At 73.6% G+C, this 17,175-nt stretch carries 15 protein-coding genes and 1 pseudogene; 10 read left to right on the top strand and 6 right to left on the bottom strand.

What is annotated here, in order from left to right; translation table 11 throughout:
* Positions 1 to 70: 70 nt before the first annotated feature.
* From fabG1 to LZP97_RS07510, 4 genes are all read left to right on the top strand, one after another.
* The gene (gene fabG1, locus LZP97_RS07495; protein WP_010595061.1) at positions 71 to 820 is read left to right on the top strand and encodes a 3-oxoacyl-ACP reductase FabG1; all 750 of its coding nucleotides are present in this window, start codon (positions 71 to 73) and stop codon (positions 818 to 820) included.
* A gap of 50 nt (positions 821 to 870) precedes the next feature.
* The gene (gene inhA / locus LZP97_RS07500) at positions 871 to 1,683 is read left to right on the top strand and encodes an NADH-dependent enoyl-ACP reductase InhA (RefSeq protein WP_017682356.1); all 813 of its coding nucleotides are present in this window, start codon (positions 871 to 873) and stop codon (positions 1,681 to 1,683) included.
* A gap of 9 nt (positions 1,684 to 1,692) precedes the next feature.
* Entirely contained in the window at positions 1,693 to 2,757 is a 1,065-nt protein-coding gene (locus LZP97_RS07505) for a ferrochelatase (RefSeq protein WP_010595058.1), read from the top strand.
* A 239-nt stretch (positions 2,758 to 2,996) separates the two neighbouring features.
* Positions 2,997 to 4,040: a hypothetical protein gene (locus LZP97_RS07510; RefSeq protein ID WP_048773518.1), complete on the top strand. Its 1,044-nt coding sequence runs from the start codon at positions 2,997 to 2,999 to the stop codon at positions 4,038 to 4,040.
* Here LZP97_RS07510 and LZP97_RS07515 read toward each other — a convergent pair.
* Entirely contained in the window at positions 4,031 to 4,840 is an 810-nt protein-coding gene (locus tag LZP97_RS07515; RefSeq protein WP_010595056.1) for a hypothetical protein, read from the bottom strand. The two genes, LZP97_RS07510 and LZP97_RS07515, sit on opposite strands and share 10 nt — an antisense overlap.
* Positions 4,841 to 4,946: 106 nt before the next feature.
* Between LZP97_RS07515 and LZP97_RS07520 the strand changes: the two genes are divergently transcribed.
* The 3 genes from LZP97_RS07520 (at position 4,947) to LZP97_RS07530 (ending at position 7,492) form a co-directional block, all read left to right on the top strand.
* Positions 4,947 to 5,768 (top strand): DUF3097 domain-containing protein, encoded by an 822-nt coding sequence (locus tag LZP97_RS07520; RefSeq protein WP_048773516.1) that lies wholly within the window; start codon positions 4,947 to 4,949, stop codon positions 5,766 to 5,768.
* A gap of 62 nt (positions 5,769 to 5,830) precedes the next feature.
* Positions 5,831 to 6,262: an NfeD family protein gene (locus LZP97_RS07525; protein WP_003934930.1), complete on the top strand. Its 432-nt coding sequence runs from the start codon at positions 5,831 to 5,833 to the stop codon at positions 6,260 to 6,262.
* A complete protein-coding gene (locus LZP97_RS07530) occupies positions 6,263 to 7,492 on the top strand; it encodes an SPFH domain-containing protein (protein WP_010595054.1) in 1,230 nt (409 codons plus the stop codon).
* Positions 7,493 to 7,539: 47 nt separating this feature from the next.
* Here LZP97_RS07530 and LZP97_RS07535 read toward each other — a convergent pair.
* The 3 genes and pseudogenes from LZP97_RS07535 to LZP97_RS07545 form a co-directional block, all read right to left on the bottom strand.
* A pseudogene (locus LZP97_RS07535) lies at positions 7,540 to 8,065 on the bottom strand (hypothetical protein).
* A complete protein-coding gene (locus LZP97_RS07540; RefSeq protein WP_010595051.1) occupies positions 8,062 to 8,643 on the bottom strand; it encodes a hypothetical protein in 582 nt (193 codons plus the stop codon). The pseudogene LZP97_RS07535 and the gene LZP97_RS07540 overlap by 4 nt, the downstream one beginning before the upstream one ends.
* A 31-nt stretch (positions 8,644 to 8,674) precedes the next feature.
* Positions 8,675 to 9,355, bottom strand: coding sequence for a TVP38/TMEM64 family protein (locus tag LZP97_RS07545; protein WP_082170404.1), 681 nt, complete (start codon positions 9,353 to 9,355; stop codon positions 8,675 to 8,677).
* 247 nt (positions 9,356 to 9,602) lie between these two features.
* Here LZP97_RS07545 and mutA point away from each other — a divergent pair, with 247 nt between their 5' ends.
* From mutA to meaB, 3 genes are read left to right on the top strand one after another with little or no spacing between them, the layout of a single operon-like run.
* A complete protein-coding gene (gene mutA / locus LZP97_RS07550) occupies positions 9,603 to 11,468 on the top strand; it encodes a methylmalonyl-CoA mutase small subunit (RefSeq protein WP_048773514.1) in 1,866 nt (621 codons plus the stop codon).
* The gene (gene scpA, locus LZP97_RS07555) at positions 11,469 to 13,715 is read left to right on the top strand and encodes a methylmalonyl-CoA mutase (protein WP_010595048.1); all 2,247 of its coding nucleotides are present in this window, start codon (positions 11,469 to 11,471) and stop codon (positions 13,713 to 13,715) included. It begins immediately after the preceding gene.
* 6 nt (positions 13,716 to 13,721) lie between these two features.
* A complete protein-coding gene (gene meaB / locus LZP97_RS07560) occupies positions 13,722 to 14,741 on the top strand; it encodes a methylmalonyl Co-A mutase-associated GTPase MeaB (RefSeq protein WP_040271567.1) in 1,020 nt (339 codons plus the stop codon).
* Here meaB and LZP97_RS07565 read toward each other — a convergent pair.
* Positions 14,738 to 16,117: a CoA transferase gene (locus tag LZP97_RS07565; RefSeq protein ID WP_200903467.1), complete on the bottom strand. Its 1,380-nt coding sequence runs from the start codon at positions 16,115 to 16,117 to the stop codon at positions 14,738 to 14,740. The two genes, meaB and LZP97_RS07565, sit on opposite strands and share 4 nt — an antisense overlap.
* A gap of 22 nt (positions 16,118 to 16,139) precedes the next feature.
* Positions 16,140 to 17,084 (bottom strand): sulfite exporter TauE/SafE family protein, encoded by a 945-nt coding sequence (locus LZP97_RS07570; protein WP_010595045.1) that lies wholly within the window; start codon positions 17,082 to 17,084, stop codon positions 16,140 to 16,142.
* Positions 17,085 to 17,175: the final 91 nt, after the last annotated feature.

Here is a 17,175-nt window from a genome sequence, read left to right on the forward strand (position 1 = left end):
CAGCCGGTCCGCCCGCCGCTCGGGGCGCCTTGTTACCGACCCGTACCGCCACCAGATAGGGTTTGACCCCATGACTGACGCAAGCAGCCCCGCCGGATCGCCGCGCCCCGCGGCCACCCCCCGCTCGGTTCTCGTCACCGGTGGCAACCGTGGCATCGGCCTCGCCGTCGCCCGCCGCCTGCAGGCGGACGGCCACAGGGTCGCCGTCACCCACCGCGGCTCCGGCGCCCCGGACGGGCTGTTCGCCGTCCGCTGCGACGTCACCGACAGCGACTCCGTCGACGCCGCGTTCAAGGAGGTCGAAGAGCACCAGGGACCGGTCGAGGTTCTGGTCGCGAACGCCGGCATCACCGACGACACGCTGCTGATGCGGATGACGGAGGACCAGTTCACGAAGGTCGTCGACGCCAACCTCACCGGTGCGTTCCGGTGCGCGAAGCGCGCCAACCGCGCGATGCTGCGAGGGCGCTGGGGCCGGATGATCTTCCTCGGCTCGGTCGTCGGCATGGCCGGTCAGGCGGGGCAGATCAACTACGCGTCCTCGAAGGCCGGCGTCATCGGCCTGGCCCGCTCGGTGACCCGCGAACTCGGCTCGCGGTCGATCACGGCCAACGTCGTCGCGCCCGGCTTCATCGAGACGGACATGACCGCCGAACTCTCCGACGACGTCCGCGACACCGCGAAGAAGTTCATCCCGCTGCAGCGTCTCGGCAGACCCGAGGACGTCGCCGCCGTCGTCAGCTTCCTCGCGTCCGACGACTCCGCGTACGTCTCCGGCGCGGTCATCCCCGTCGACGGCGGCCTCGGCATGGGCCACTGACACCGGCGCACGCCACCACATCCGAAACTGACTGGAGGACCGACACACTCATGGGCGGACTGCTCGAGGGCAAGACCATTCTCGTCACCGGCATCATCACCGACGCCTCCATCGCCTTCCACACCGCGAAGGTCGCGCAGGAACAGGGCGCGAAGGTGATCATCACCGGCTTCGACCGGCTGCGCCTGATCGACCGCATCGCGCAGCGGCTGCCGCAGCCGGTGCCGCCGGCCCTCGAACTCGACGTGCAGAACACCGAGCATCTCGCCACCCTCGCCGACCGGGTGCGCGAACTCGCCCCCGACGGCCTCGACGGCGTGGTGCATTCGATCGGGTTCGCGCCCCGCTCCTGCCTCGGCAGCCCGTTCCTCGACGCGCCGTGGACCGACGTCGCCGTCGCCCTCGAAGTGTCCGCCTACTCCTACGCCGCACTGGCCAAGGCGCTGCTGCCCGTTCTCAGCGACGGTGCGTCCCTGGTCGGCATGGACTTCGACCCGGCCCGGGCCGTGCCCTTCTACAACTGGATGGGCGTGTCCAAGGCCACCCTCGAGTCCGTCAACCGCTACGTCGCCAAGGAGGTCGGCGGCCGCGGCATCCGTTCCAACCTCGTCGCCGCCGGCCCGATCAAGACCCTCGCCGCCAAGGCCATCGCCGGCGACGCCACCGGTCCCGGGGCGGAGATGAACCGGCTCAACGAGGGCTGGTCCGCGGCCGCCCCGATCGGCTGGGACGTCGAGGATCCGACGCCCGTCGCCAAGACCGTGTGCACGGTGCTCTCGGATTGGCTGCCCGGCACCACCGGGTCGATCGTCTACGTCGACGGGGGCTTCCATTCCCAGGTCGGCTTCGGTGCCGGCGCCTAGGGTCGAGCCATGACCCGTACCCCCGAGCCGTACGACGCGCTGCTGGTGCTCTCGTTCGGCGGCCCGGAAGGGCCGGACGACGTGCGCCCGTTCCTCGAGAACGTCACCCGCGGGCGGGGGGTGCCACCCGAACGTCTCGACGAGGTCGCCGAGCACTACCTGCACTTCGGCGGTGTGTCCCCGATCAACGCCCTCAACCGCGACCTCATCGCGCGTCTCGAGGTGGATTTCGCCGCCGCCGGGCTGGACCTGCCGATCTACTTCGGCAACCGCAACTGGCACCCGATGATCGAGGACACCGTCGCGGCCATGCGCGGCGACGGGGTGCGCAACGCCCTGGTGTTCCCGACCTCGGCCTGGGGTGGCTATTCGGGGTGCCGGCAGTATCACGAGGACATCGCCCGCGCCCGCGCCGCCGTCGGCGACGACGCGCCCGCGCTGACCAAGCTGCGGCACTTCTACGATCATCCGCTCTTCCTCGCCGCCGTCGCCGACGCCGTCGCCGCGGCCCGGGCCCAACTGCCCGCCGACCGTCGCGACGCGGCGCGCCTGGTGTTCACCGCGCACTCGGTGCCCACCGCCGCCGACGCCACCGGTGGCCCCCCCGATCTGGGTGGGCACCTCTACAGCCGGCAGGTCGCCGAGGCGGCCCGCCTGGTCGCCACCGCCACCGGCACCGGCGACCACGACCTGGTGTGGCAGTCCCGGTCCGGACCCCCGCAGGTGCCGTGGCTCGAGCCGGACATCGTCGACCACCTCGACGCTCTGCACGCCCGCGGCATCGACGCGGTCGTCGTCGTGCCGGTCGGATTCGTCTCCGACCACCTCGAGGTCGTCTGGGATCTCGACACCGAGGCGCGCGACCGGGCCGCGGAACTCGGCATGGCATTCGTCCGCGCCGCCACCGCCGGCACCGACCCGCGGTTCGTGCAGATGGTGCGTGAGCTGGTGCGCGAACGCCTCGACGGTGCCGCCCCCGTGCGGCGCGGCACCGAACCGCTGCTCGGCGTCGGGTGCAACGGTGAGCTCTGCGCCCCCGAATGCTGCCGGCCCCCGGCACGGCCGCGCCGCTGACCGGGCGGGCCCGGCCCGCGGGCCCGGCGTGCGGGCTCCGGCCGACAGCCACCACCTGCCGCGCCGGGTCGACTCGCCGACCGTCCGGTGTCGCCGCTGCCCGGACAGGGTCGCCGCTGCCCGGACAGGGTCGCCGCTGCCCCGGACAGGGTCGCCGCTGCCCGGTGCCCCGAGCCGGACGGGCAGGCGGTCGCGCCGATATCGGGCTCGACCGCCACGACCCGGGGGAAGATGTCGGCATGACCGTCGACGACGCCGCCCTCACCCGCGTCGAGGTCTTCCTCGTCGCCACCGTCGCGACCGTGCTCGTCACCCGCGGCTACCTCGCCGCGACCGGCTATCCGCAGATCGGCGGCGGCACCCTGCACATCGCGCACGTGCTGTGGGGTGGGCTGCTCATGGCCGTCGCCCTCGTCGGCGCCCTGATCCGGCACGGCAGCCGGGTGCGGATGCGCGCCGCGCTGCTCGGGGGGATCGGCTTCGGGCTGTTCCTCGACGAGGTCGGCAAGTTCCTCACCACCGACGTCGACTACTTCTTCCGGCCCGCCGTGGCCGTGATGTACGTGGTGCTCGTCGCGTTCTACCTCGGTGCCCGCGTGGCACTGGCGCGGCGCGGCCCGACCGACCGGCAGCGCCTCGCCGTCGGTCTCGAGGCGCTGACCGATCTCGTGCTCGGCCGGCTCGACGAGCTCGGGCGCCGCCGCGCGCTGGACGTCCTGGCAGGGGTTCAGGATCCGGCGCAGCGTAAGCTGGCCGGCTCGGTACGGGCCGCGCTGGCCGCGCCGGTCGCGGCGACGACCGGATTCGACGGGCGCATCGCCGCGGCCCGGGACCGGATCGAGCACCGGGTCACGGCCTGGGCGGCGACCGCCGCGGCCCGCCGGCTCGTGCTGGTGGTGTTCGCCGTGCACGCCGCCCACACCCTCGTCGGACTGGCGATCGTACTGGCCGGGTCGGGGTGGGAGGCCGAGGACGCCGGCATCTCCGAGATCGGCGCCGAACTCTCCGGTGCCGTGAGCGCCGTGCTGATCGTGGCCGGACTCTGGCAGTTCGCGCGGCACCGCGATCTGCCCGCGCTGCGGCTGCTGTACGCCTCCGTCGCGGTGAACCTGCTCGTCACCCAGGTGTTCCTGTTCGACCTGCGCCAGTTCGGCGCGCTGGCCGGGTTCGCGGTGTCGTTGCTGCTGCTGATCGTGGTGCGGGCGGCGATCCGGACGGAGAAGAGCGCCATCGTGCCGGGGGACGTCCCGGGCGGGGTGTCGCCGGCAGTGCGTCAGGCGTGATGGCCGGCCCGGACCGTGGCCGCCACCGCCCCGAGCCGGGCGGCGCGCACGGCGGCCCACAGCGGGCGCAGCGCCTGCTCCCGCGCCGCCTGCCCGGTGGCCGAGGCCGCGTCCGGTTCCGCGCCGCGGCCGGCGACGGTGAGGATCGCCGCGACCTGATCGGCCGAGTCGAGGATGCGGGCGGCGCGTTCGGGCATCGACTCCGGATAGCGGTGCCGCGCATGCTCGGCGATCTCGGCTGCGATCTGCTCCCGGGGATCGGCGGCGCGGCCGCCGGCGCCCACGGTCAGCACCCCGCCCACCCTGGTCGCGGCCTCCCGCACCGCCTCTCGCATGGCGAACTCGGCCTCCCCGAGGCCGGGCTCGGCGGGCGGCTCGGGCACCGCCGGGACCGCGAACAGGGTCCAGCGCAGCACGTCCGGGCCCTCCACGGAGGGGACGAAGCCGAGACCGGGTGTTCCGGGTGCGCCCGCGAGCACCGCCTCGCCGGCCGCGACCGCGGCGCGGGCCAGCGCGGTGCCCGGGGGCAGGCCGCGCACGTCGCCGGGGGCGGGCAGCACCAGCCGGATCCCGTCCGCGCCGGCCGGGTCGGCCCGGCGCAGCGCGGTGAGCAGCACGGCGGCGCCGTCGACGGGGGAGCGTGCGGGCACGCCGGAGACGTCGCCGGCGGGCTCGTCGTGGGAGACCACCAGGTGCAGCGGCGCCCAGGCGTGCAGGGCGTCGAGGACGTCGTCGGGCGCGGCGTGTCCGGCCAGCCAGGAACCGGCCCACACCGTCAGGGTCTGACCGGGGGAACTCACGGTTTCCGAGCATAGGCGCCGTCCCGACGGCGCAGTCACGACCGTCGGCGTGCCCTCCCGCGGCTGCGGCCGCGGCGGCCCTAACGTGGCGCGGGTGAGTCCCGACATGTACGGCGGCGACATCTTCGCCGGCCATCCGCGCGCCCGTAGACCCGCAGTTCCCGAGGTGGCTGCCGAGAAGGACCTCGTGGTCGAGGACGCCGCGTCCGGGTGGTGCGGTGCGGTCGTCGGCTTCGAGCGCACCTACGACGGCGACTTCGTCCGGCTCGAGGACGCCGCGCGGCGCACCCGGTTGTTCGCGCTGCGTCCGGCGGCGTTCCTCCTCGACGGCCGCCCGGTGACCCTGGTGCGGCCCACGCCGCGCCCCGCGGCGGCCGGCGCCGCCCGGTCCGCGTCCGGGTCGACGAAGGTCGCCGGGCTGCGGGCGCGGGTCGCGCGCGGAAGCCGGATCTGGGTGGAGGGGGTGCACGACGCCGCCCTGGTGGAACGGGTGTGGGGGCACGATCTGCGTGTCGAGGGTGTCGTGGTCGAACAGCTCGAGGGTCTCGACAACCTGGGGGAGCGGCTCGCCGGGTTCGCCCCCGGTCCCGGTCGCCGGGTGGGGGTGCTCGCCGACCACCTCGTCGCCGGTTCCAAGGAGGAGCGGCTGACCGCGAATCTGGGGCCGCACGTGCTCGTCACCGGGCATCCGTTCGTCGACGTGTGGCAGGCGGTGCGGCCGAAGGCGCTGGGCATCGAGGCGTGGCCGACGATTCCGCGTGGGCAGGACTGGAAGACCGGGGTGTGCCGGGCGCTGGGGTGGGGCAGCCCGCAGGACGGGTGGCGTCGCGTCTATTCGGCGGTGTCGAGCTTCCGCGATCTCGAGGCGCCGCTGATCGGGGCGGTCGAGCAGCTCGTCGATTTCGTCACCGAGCCCGCCGGGGACTGACGGCACCGCGGCCCTGGCCTGCGGTTCCACCCGGGATGTCCGATTTGTGGTTGGATGGCGTCGTGTCGGCATTGATTTGGCTGATCGCCGGGCTGGTGCTCGCCGCCGCGGAGGCGTTGACGGGCGATTTCGTCCTGCTGATGCTCGGTGCGGCCGCTCTGGCCACGGCGGGGGTGTCCGCCGCGACGGACCTGCCGGTGTGGGCCGACGCGTTGGTGTTCGCGGTCTCGTCGCTCGTGCTGCTGGGCGGGGTGCGGCCGGTGCTGCGCCGCCGCTACGCGCTGCCACCGGCGAAGGCGACGAACGTGGACGCCCTGCCGGGCAAGCAGGCGCTGGTGCTCGAGGAGGTGGCCGCGCATTCCGGGCAGGTGAAGCTGGACGGGGAGGTGTGGACGGCGCGTCCGCTCGACGTCACCGAGGTGTACCCGCCCGGCACGACCGTGACCGTGATGCAGATCGACGGCGCGACGGCCGTCGTGTGGAAGGGACCGTAGATGGAAGCGCTGATCGTGCTCGCCGTTGTCGTGGCGTTCGTCGCGCTGGTGGTCGTCAAATCGGTGGCGCTGGTGCCGCAGGCCGAGGCCGCGGTGATCGAGCGGCTGGGCCGGTACTACCGGACGGTGTCGGGTCAGCTGACGTTCCTGGTCCCGTTCGTGGACCGGATCCGCGCCAAGGTGGATCTGCGCGAGCGGGTGGTCTCGTTCCCGCCGCAACCGGTGATCACCCAGGACAACCTCACCCTGAGCATCGACACGGTCGTGTACTTCCAGGTGACGAACCCGCAGGCGGCGGTGTACGAGATCAGCAACTACATCGCGGCGGTGGAGCAGTTGACGGTGACCACGCTGCGCAACGTGGTCGGCGGCATGACCCTGGAGGAGACGCTCACCTCCCGCGACTCGATCAACGGCCAGCTGCGCGGGGTGCTCGACGAGGCGACCGGCCGCTGGGGTCTGCGGGTGGCCCGGGTCGAGCTCAAGAGCATCGATCCGCCTCCGTCGATCCAGGAGTCGATGGAGAAGCAGATGAAGGCGGACCGCGAGAAGCGGGCGATGATCCTCACCGCCGAGGGGCATCGGGAGTCGGCGATCAAGACCGCCGAGGGTGACAAGCAGTCGCGGATCCTGTCGGCCGAGGGTGCCAAGCAGGCGGCCATCCTCGAGGCGGAGGCGGACCGTCAGTCGCGGATCCTGCGCGCTCAGGGTGACCGCGCCGCGAAGTACCTCGAGGCGCAGGGTCAGGCGAAGGCCATCGAGAAGGTGTTCGCGGCGATCAAGTCCGGCCGGCCCACCCCGGAGTTGCTCGCCTACCAGTACCTGCAGACGCTGCCGCAGATGGCGCAGGGCGACGCGAACAAGGTGTGGATGGTGCCGAGCGACTTCGGGGACGCCCTCAAGGGCTTCGCCCGGCATCTCGGCGCGCCGGGCGAGGACGGGGTGTTCCGCTTCGAGCCCAGCCCGGTCGACGAGCGGCTCCCGCGACCGGAGGAGGACACCGACGAGGTGGCCGACTGGTTCTCCACCGCGCGTGATCCGGAGGTCGCGCAGGCCGTCGCCGCCGCGGAGGCCGTCGCCCGCAAACCGGTCGATCCGGCGGTGCACAACCCGACCGGCGCCGAGCGCCGGGGCGGGGAGCCCCCGTCGGCGGCGTTGCCGCCGTCCGAGCCGATCACGGGCGGATGGGTGCAGCCGCAGCCCGGGCAACGGCACGGCGAACCCCAGTGACCTGGACCCGGTGACCTGAACCCCGGATCCCGGGGTTGCGCGGCCGCTCAGGTGAGCAGGCCCCGTCCCACCCCGCACACCGCGATCGCCCACAGCACGCTGGTGAAGGTGCCGATGATGAACTGCTCCGAGGCCTGGGGTTCGCGCAGTTCGGGATAGCGCGCGAGGCCCTTGACGGCGAGCACGACGGCGATGCCCTCCGGCCAGGATCGCGGCGGCGACCGCCGCCCGCTCCAGCAGGCCGATCACCCGGCCGCCGCGCAGCGGTCCGGGCGGCGGTTCGGGTCCGGCCGGGGACGGCGGGACCGGTCCCGCATCGGGTTGCCGCCGTGCGATGCGGAACGAGGCCAGCACGGCGGGGCCGCCGCCGGTGACCGCCGCCGCGGTCGTGAGCACGAGGGTCGCGGCCAGGGCGACGCCACGGACCGCGGGGGTGGCGGTCGCGGCGAGTGCGGCACCGGCAAGGGCCGCCGCGGCGAGTCCGGCGACGAGCCACACGGGGGTGCCGCGGCGCAGGCCCAGGGCCGGGGCCAGCGCGGCGACGGCGAGCAGAACCAGGGTGACGACGGTCAACGATCGGCCCTTTCCAGGAGACGGCGGGCGAGGTCGCGGCCGGCCGGTTCGGCCTGCCATCCGGCGGCGGCCAGACGCTGCGACACCGCCTGGGTGCTGATGCCGAGCCGCGTGGCGGCCTCGGCCTGGGTGAGCCCGCGGCGGACGAGTTCGACGGCCTCGTGCCCGGCATCGGAGCGGCGGGTCACCAGCAGCGCCGTCAGGGTGAGGGCGGCGTCCGCGTCGGCGGCCGCGGCGGCGTCCGGTCCCTCCACCGCGACCCGGGCGGGTGCGTTCTTGGCGCGGTCGACGGCGCGGCGGGCATGTTCGAAGGCCGGGCCGCGGCCGGCGCGGGTCTGCGCGGGCAAGGGCTGCTCGACGGGCCCGACGCCGATGCCGACGCTCCAGTGGCCCCGGCGGACGAGGTCGAGGGCGAGATCGACCACGACGGCCGGGTCGGCTGCGACGGCCTGCACCTCGTCGCCGGCGGTGCGTTCGAAGGGGCGGAGCAGCTCGGCGCCGCGCAGCTCGCCGAGCAGGTCCGCGACCCGGTCGACGTCCCGTCGGCTGCCGCGCTGATCGACAGTCAACACGAACATTCATCAAGGATGGAGCCTTGAATAGCAAAAATCAAGCTTCAGGGCTTGATGACACGGTGGTGGTCGCGGGGCGGGGCGCCGGGAGGCGGGACTCGAGCCACAGTCCCGAGGCGCCGACGGCGATGCACACCGCCGAGATCCCCAGGAGCGCGGGATGGGTGCGTCCCGTGAGGGCGTCGCCGAGCAGGACCACCCCTACCGTGCCCGGCAGGATGCCGGCGGCGGTGGCCAGCGCGTACGGGGCCACCCGTACCGACGAGATCCCGCAGCAGTAGTTGACCACCGCGAACGGCAGGGGCGCGATCAGCCGCAGCGACCCCACCGCCAGCCAGCCTCGCCGCGCCAGTCGCTCGTCGACCGCCTGGACCGTGGGGTGGCTCAGATGCTCCTCGACCACCCCGCGGCCGATCGCACGCACCAGCAGCAGCGCCAGCACGGCGCTGACGGTCGTGGCGGCGACGGTCACCGCGATGCCCGTGGCCGACCCGAACAGCACCCCGGCGCTGAGGGTGAAGATCGTGCGGGGGAACGGGGCCACGGTCACCACGGCGTGGATCAGGAAGAACAGCAGCGGAAGCAGCGGCCCGGCCGCCTCGGCCCAGGCGCGTACCTGGGCGACGGACGGGTGGGGCAGGAGCAGGGCGGCGAGTGCGAGGACGGCCAGCGCGGCCGCCGCCGCGAGAATCCGCCGGTCCCGCAGCATCTTCGTCACGACCGGTCACGATACCGGGCTTCGCGCGCCGGGGCGCGGCCGTGCACGGCCGGGGGCGGGGCCCCTCGGGCCGTCGCGCCGGCGCCCGGTAGATTCCTTAGGCGACGACATTATCGATCGCTAGGGAAACTGTGGTGATCCCCACAATAGGGGCGGCGTGTATGCGGCTAGCATCACAACGGAATCAGTTTAAGGTTTCCACGGCCGTGTTCGGCGAGCCCGCCCGCTGCGTACGAGAGGACCTCACGTGTCATTAGCTTCAGAAGCCGAGGATGCCGCGCGCGCCTACGCGCAGTGGCAGGAGGCGGTGGCGGGGGTGCTGGCCAAGTCCCGCCGCGTCGACCCCGCGGAGCTCGGACCGGAACCGCAGCGGCTGCTCGAGACCACCACCTACGACGACGTCGCCGTCGCGCCCCTCTACGGCCTGCGCGACGAACGTCCCGAGGCGCCGTTGCCCGGCTCCTTCCCCTTCGTCCGTGGCGGTTCCGCGGTCCGCGACGTCAACACCGGATGGCTCGTCAGCGCCCGCTTCGGTGACACTCCCGGCGAGGTGAACGAGCGCATCCTCGACGCCCTCGAGAACGGCGTCAGCGCCCTGTGGCTGCGTGTCGGCGCGGACGGCATCGCGATCGCCGACCTGTCCGCCGCGCTCGACAGGGTCCTGCTCGATCTCGCGCCGCTCACCCTCGACGCCGGCGCCGACACCGCCGCCGCCGCGGGCGCCCTCTACGCGCTGCTCGATGCGCGCACCGACGTCGCCGAGCGCGCCGCCGTGCGGTTGCATCTCGGGGCCGCCCCGCTGACTAGCGCCTTCTCGGGACGCGCCGACGTCACCGTCGCCCAGGCCGTCGAGCTCGCCCACGCCGCCGCGGGCCGCGCCGAGACCGTGCGGGCCCTCACGGTCGACGGCACCGCATTCCACAATGCCGGGGCCGCCGACGCCGAGGAACTCGGTGCCGCCGTCGCCGCTGGACTCGAGTACCTGCGCGAGCTGACCGGCAGCCGCCAGTCCGCGGCCCGGGCGCTCGGCCAGATCGAGTTCCGGTTCGCCGCCACGGACGACCAGTTCCAGACCATCGCCAAGTTCCGCGCCGGCCGGCAACTGTGGGCCCGCATCGCGCAGGTCGTGGGTGCGGCCGACGCCGGTCACGCCCCCCAGCATGCCGTCACCTCGGCCGCGATGATGACCCAGCGCGACCCCTGGGTGAACATGCTGCGCACCACCCTCGCCGCGTTCGGCGCCGGCATCGGCGGCGCGGACGCGGTCACCGTGCTCCCGTTCGACGCCGCCCTGCCGGCCGGCGCGCTCGGGGTGTCGGAGGCCTTCTCCGCGCGCATCGCCCGCAACACCCAGCTGCTGCTGCTCGAGGAGTCCAACCTCGGCCGCGTCCTCGACCCGGCCGCCGGGTCCTGGTACGTCGAGGAACTGACGGCGCAGATCGCGGCCAAGGCGTGGGAGTTCTTCCAGCAGATCGAGGCGGCCGGCGGCTACCGCGCCGCCCTCGACGCCGGCCTGATCGCCGAGCGGATCGCCGCCACCCGCGCCCGCCGCGAATCCGACATCGCCCACCGCCGGACCGCGGTGACCGGCGTCAACGAGTTCCCCAACCTGGCCGAGGCGCCGCTGCCCGCGGAGACCGCCGACGCCGGGGCCGCCGTCGCTCGGTACGCCGCCGCCTTCGAGGCGCTGCGCGACCGCTCCGACGTCCACCTCGCCGCGCACGGCGCCCGGCCCCGGGTGCTGCTCGCCCCGCTGGGGCCGATCGCCGAGCACAACATCCGCACGACGTTCGCCGCGAACCTGCTCGCCTCCGGCGGCATCGAGACGGTCAATCCCGGTCCGCTGTCCGTCGACGACGACAGCATCGCCGCCGCCGTCCGCGACGCCGCCGTCACCGTCGCCGTGGTGTGCGGCACCGACAAGCGCTACGGCGAACAGGCCGGCGCGGCCGTCACCGCCCTCCGCGACGCCGGCGTCGGCACCGTCCTGCTCGCCGGGCCGGAGAAGGCCGTGAGCGAGACCGGCGGCGCCGCGCGCCCGGACGGGTTCCTCACCGCCAAGATCGACGCGATCGCCGCGCTGACCGACCTGCTGAACACCCTGGGAGCGTAAGTGAGCATCGAACACAAGATCGGCAGCTTCGCCGACGTCCCGCTGACGGATCCGGCGGCGCCGGCCCCCGCCGCCCCCACCGAGGAGCAGGCCGCAGCGCTCGTCGACGGGGTCGCCGCCGCCAACCACTACACGACCGAGCAGGTGGTGTGGTCCACGCCCGAGGGCATCGACGTCAAGCCCGTCTACACCAAGGCCGACCGCGACCGGATCGTCGCCGAGGGCTACCCGCTGGGCAGCTACCCGGGTCTCGAGCCGTTCGTCCGCGGCCCGTACCCGACGATGTACGTCAACCAGCCGTGGACCATCCGGCAGTACGCCGGGTTCTCCACCGCCGCCGAGTCCAACGCCTTCTACCGGCGCAACCTCGCGGCCGGGCAGAAGGGCCTGTCGGTGGCGTTCGACCTCGCCACTCACCGCGGCTACGACTCGGACCATCCCCGCGTGCAGGGCGACGTCGGCATGGCCGGCGTCGCGATCGACTCGATCCTCGACATGCGGCAGCTGTTCGACGGCATCGACCTGTCGCAGGTGTCGGTGTCGATGACCATGAACGGCGCGGTGCTGCCGATCCTGGCGCTGTACGTCGTCGCCGCCGAGGAACAGGGCGTCAAGCCCGAGCAGCTGGCCGGGACCATTCAGAACGATATTCTGAAGGAGTTCATGGTCCGCAACACCTACATCTATCCGCCCAAGCCGTCGATGCGGATCATCTCCGACATCTTCGCCTACACCAGCGCGAACATGCCGCGCTTCAACTCCATCTCGATCTCCGGCTACCACATCCAGGAGGCCGGTGCGACCGCCGACCTCGAGCTGGCCTACACCCTCGCCGACGGCGTCGAGTACATCCGCGCCGGCCTCGACGCGGGCATGGAGATCGACAAGTTCGCCCCGCGTCTGTCCTTCTTCTGGGCCATCGGGATGAACTTCTACATGGAGATCGCCAAGATGCGCGCCGGCCGCCTGCTGTGGGCCGAGCTCGTCGAGAAGTTCCACCCGAAGTCGGCCAAGTCCAAGTCGCTGCGCACCCACTCGCAGACCTCCGGCTGGTCGCTCACCGCGCAGGACGTGTTCAACAACGTCGCCCGCACCTGCATCGAGGCGATGGCCGCGACCCAGGGCCACACCCAGTCGCTGCACACCAACGCCCTCGACGAGGCGCTCGCGCTGCCCACCGACTTCTCCGCCCGCATCGCCCGCAACACCCAGCTGCTGCTGCAGCAGGAGTCGGGCACCACCCGGCCGATCGACCCGTGGGGCGGCTCGTACTACCTCGAATGGCTCACCCACGAGCTCGCCAACCGCGCCCGCAAGCACATCGCGGAGGTCGAGGAGGCCGGCGGCATGGCGCAGGCCATCTCCGAGGGCATCCCGAAGCTGCGCATCGAGGAGGCGGCGGCCCGCACCCAGGCCCGCATCGACTCCGGCCGCCAGCCGGTGATCGGCGTCAACAAGTACCAGGTCGCCGAGGACCACGAGATCGAGGTCCTCAAGGTCGAGAACTCCCGCGTGCGGGCCGAGCAGCTCGCCAAGCTCGAGCAGTTGCGGGCCGATCGCGACCCCGAGGCCGTGCAGGCCGCGCTGGACGCCCTGACTCGCGCCGCCGGCGCGACCGACACCGGGCCGGACACGAACCTGCTGGCCCTGGCCATCGACGCGGCCCGCGCCAAGGCCACCGTCGGCGAGATCTCCGATGCCCTCGAGAAGGTCTACGGCCGCCACCAGGCCGAGATCCGCACCATCAGCGGGGTCTACCGGGACGAGGCCGGAAAGGCGGTCAACATCAGCACGGCAACCGAACTGGTCGAGAAGTTCGCCGAGGAGGAAGGCCGCCGGCCGCGTATCCTCGTCGCGAAGATGGGCCAGGACGGCCACGACCGCGGGCAGAAGGTGATCGCCACCGCCTTCGCCGACCTCGGCTTCGACGTCGACGTGGGACCGCTGTTCCAGACCCCCGAGGAGGTCGCCAACCAGGCGGCCGACAACGACGTGCACGTCATCGGCGTGTCGTCGTTGGCCGCGGGACACCTCACCCTGGTGCCCGCGCTGCGGGAGGCCCTCGCCGAGGTGGGCCGCCCGGACATCATGATCGTCGTCGGCGGGGTCATCCCGCCCGGCGACTTCGACGAGCTGTACCAGGCCGGTGCCGCCGCGATCTTCCCGCCGGGCACCGTCATCGCGGACGCCGCGGTGGGGCTGCTGCACAAGCTCGCCGACCAGCTCGGCCACGACCTCGGGGCCTGACCCGCAATGGGCAGCACCCCCGTCGGCAGTCACACCCGCCGGCCCGCGGTCGACGTCGACGCCCTCGCCGAGGCCGTGCTCGCCAACCGGCGGGCCGGCCTGGCGAAGGCGATCACCCTCGTCGAATCCACCCGCGACGACCATCGGGAGCAGGCGCAGCAACTGCTGCTGCGCCTGCTCCCGAAGGCGGGCGGCGCGATGCGCGTCGGCATCACCGGCGTTCCCGGCGTCGGCAAGTCCACCTTCATCGATGCGCTGGGCATGTACCTGCTCGGCAAGGGGCACCGGGTGGCGGTGCTCGCGGTGGATCCGTCGTCGACCCGCACCGGCGGCTCCATCCTCGGTGACAAGACCCGCATGGCGCGGCTGTCGGTGCAGCGCGACGCCTACATCCGGCCGTCCCCGACGGCCGGCACCCTCGGGGGTGTCGCCAAGGCCACCCGCGAGACGATGGTGCTGCTCGAGGCCGCCGGGTTCGACGTGATCCTCGTCGAGACCGTCGGGGTCGGGCAGTCCGAGGTGACCGTCGCGAACATGGTGGACTGCTTCACCTTCCTGACCCTCGCCCGCACCGGCGACCAGCTGCAGGGCATCAAGAAGGGCGTCCTCGAACTCGCCGACCTGGTCGCGGTCAACAAGGCGGACGGCCCCTTCGAACGCGACGCGCGGGTCGCGGCGCGGGAACTGGCCGGCGCCCTGCGGCTCGTGCATCCGCACGACGCGGTGTGGAAGCCGCCGGTGATCACCATGAGCGGCCTCGAGGGCGCCGGCCTGGACACGTTCTGGGACACCGTCCTCGAGCACCGCCGGGTCCTCACCGCGGCGGGCCTGTTCGAGGAGAACCGGCGCCGCCAGCTGGTGGACTGGACCTGGACGATGGTGCACGACCAGCTGCTGCGCCGGCTCGAGACCAACCCCCGGGTGCGTGCGCTCCGCGGCGACGTCGAACGCGCCGTGCGCGACGGCTCGCTCACCGCGGCGCTGGCCGCCCAGCAGATCCTCGACGCGTTCGACGCCGCACCCTAGACCACCCGGCCCCTAGACCACCAGGCCGCCGGATCGCCGCCCCAGGCCCGGGCCGGGAACGGATAGTCCGGGTACTCGGCGAGCACCGGACGGGCCGTGGTCACCGCCGCGTGCGTGGCCACGGTCCGTGGCCCGGGACGCGCCGGCACCGGCGGGTGCGGGTCCCGGCCGGGCGCCTGCAGCAGCCATGCCGCGGTGCGGGCCAGCGCGACCGCCACGTCGCGGCCCCGCCCGTCCCGGTGCCGCGCGGCGAGCGCATCGAGCACCCCGGCCGCCAGCAGGTAGCCGCTCGCGTGGTCGAGGGCCTGCACCGGCAGCGCGCCGGGCGTGTCGGAGTCGCCCTCGGCCACCGCGATCCCGGACGCGGCCTGCACGATCGAGTCGAAGCCGCGGCGGGCCGCCCACGGCCCGGACCATCCCCACGCGCACACCCGGCCGTGCACGAGACCGGGCCGGATCGTGCCGGGCGCACCGGTCAGCGCGTCGAGCGCCCCGGGCCGGTAGCCGGTGAGCAGCACGTCGGCGTCGGCGAGCAGACGGCACCACGTCTCCCGCCCGCGACGAGTGTGCAGGTCGAGCAGCGCCGTGCGCTTGCCCTGCCCGTTCTCGGCGTGCTGCCAGGTGATCTCGGGGAGTGCGGGCGGATCGATGCGCAGCACCTCCGCTCCCAGCAGGGCCAGCGCGCGGGCGGCGACGGGCCCGGCGATCACCCGGGTCAGGTCCAGCACCCGGAGCCCGGTCAGGGGCCGCGCCGGATCGTCGCCTGCGACGGTCCGGTCGGCGGTGTCGTCCCGCGCGAGCATCCGGACCAGCGGGCCCGACGCCGCGGCCCGGCCCGGCGGGCTCGTCGCCCACTCGTGCTCGGTGCGCACCCGCACCGCGATCGCGTCGTGCGCGGCGGCTGCGTCCTCGACCGCCGCCGCCGGCAGCTGCCGGAGCCGGGCGGCGCAGCCGGCACGGTCGGTGCCGTCCGGCAGGTCGAGGGCGCGCAGCAGGCGCGCCCGGTGATGCGGGTAGTTCGCGTGGGTGCGCACCCACCCGTCGGCGGCGGCGAAGAACCCGGACAGCGCCGCGAACCCCTCTACGGGCCGGCCGGCCATGCGCAGCATCCGGTCCCCGCCGAACGACGCGGCGATCCGCTCCGGGTCGAGCCGCGCCCCCTGCGGGGCGAGTCCGCGGGCATGGCGGTAGCGGTCGGCGGCCGCCGCGAAGGCCGCCACGGCCCCGGCGGCGAGGTCGGCCACCGGCAGCCGGGCGGTGAGGAACCGCCCGGCCGGGGCGCAGTCGATGCCGGGCGCCGGCTCCACCGGGACGTCGAGGCCGGCGGCGGCGAGGGCGGCGCCGTAGGCGTCGAGCACGGCGAGGGGGCTCGTCATGCGCCGAGCGTAGAGGGGGACGCTAGCTCGTGCGGTCCGCGGCCGGCTCCCGCAGCTCGGGGCGGGCCGGCTCGAGGCGCTCGAGCGCCCCGGCGGATTCGGCGCGGGTGAGGCGCGACCGGCGCCACGAGACCGTGAGCAGCGCGATCCAGCCGGCCACGATCAGCAGGTACAGCAAGGTAGTGGCCGTGGCGGAGATCTCGAACGAGGTGCACAGCTTCTGTGCGTTGGTCAACACGATGACGCCGCCGACGGCGGTGCCGAGCAGGGTGGCCGGTACCCGGCTGACCAGCCACGCCGCGATCGGTGCGGCGATGGCCCCGCCGAGGGCGAGACCGGCCACGACGAGCAGGTTGCCGAGCGATTCCCGGCCGAGACCGACGAGGAAGCCGATGCTCGCGGCGAGTGCGACGAGGAACTCGGAGGCGCTGACCGAGCCGATCACGGTCCGGGGGGCCGTCTTGCCGCGGGAGAGCAGGGTGCTGGTCGTGATCGGCCCCCATCCGCCGCCGCCGCTGGCGTCGATGAACCCGCCGAACAGGCCCAGCGGGGACAGGAACTTCGCCGAGTGCGGTGAGGTGCGGGCGTGCGCGACGGCCGGTGGCCGGACCGAGAACCGCAGCGCCACATAGACACCGATGGCGAGCAGGATCGTCGACGTCACCGGGATCGCGGCCGCGGTGGACAGGCTCGAGAGCACCGTCGCGCCGAGGAAGGCGCCGAGCGCGCCGGGCACGCCCAGCTTCGCGACCACCCCCCAGTCCACATTCCGGAACCGCCAGTGCGAGGCGCCGGAGACGAGGGTGGTGCCGACCTCGGCGAGGTGCACGGCGGCACTGGCGTGCGCGGGACCGATCCCGCTGAAGATCAACAAGGTGGTGGCGGTGACCCCGAAGGCCATGCCGAGGGCCCCGTCGACGAGCTGCGCACCGATACCGACGAGCGTGAACACCAGAAGAGCGAACATGCAGAAGACTCCGACCACGAAGGAGCGAACCGGGGAGGGGAGAGGGCGGCGGACGCCGCTCAGCAACACTCCTGGTCGAAGCACGCGCCCC

Source organism: Rhodococcus sp. DMF-1 (assembly GCF_021441945.1).
Classification (GTDB): Bacteria; Actinomycetota; Actinomycetes; order Mycobacteriales; family Mycobacteriaceae; genus Rhodococcus; species Rhodococcus ruber.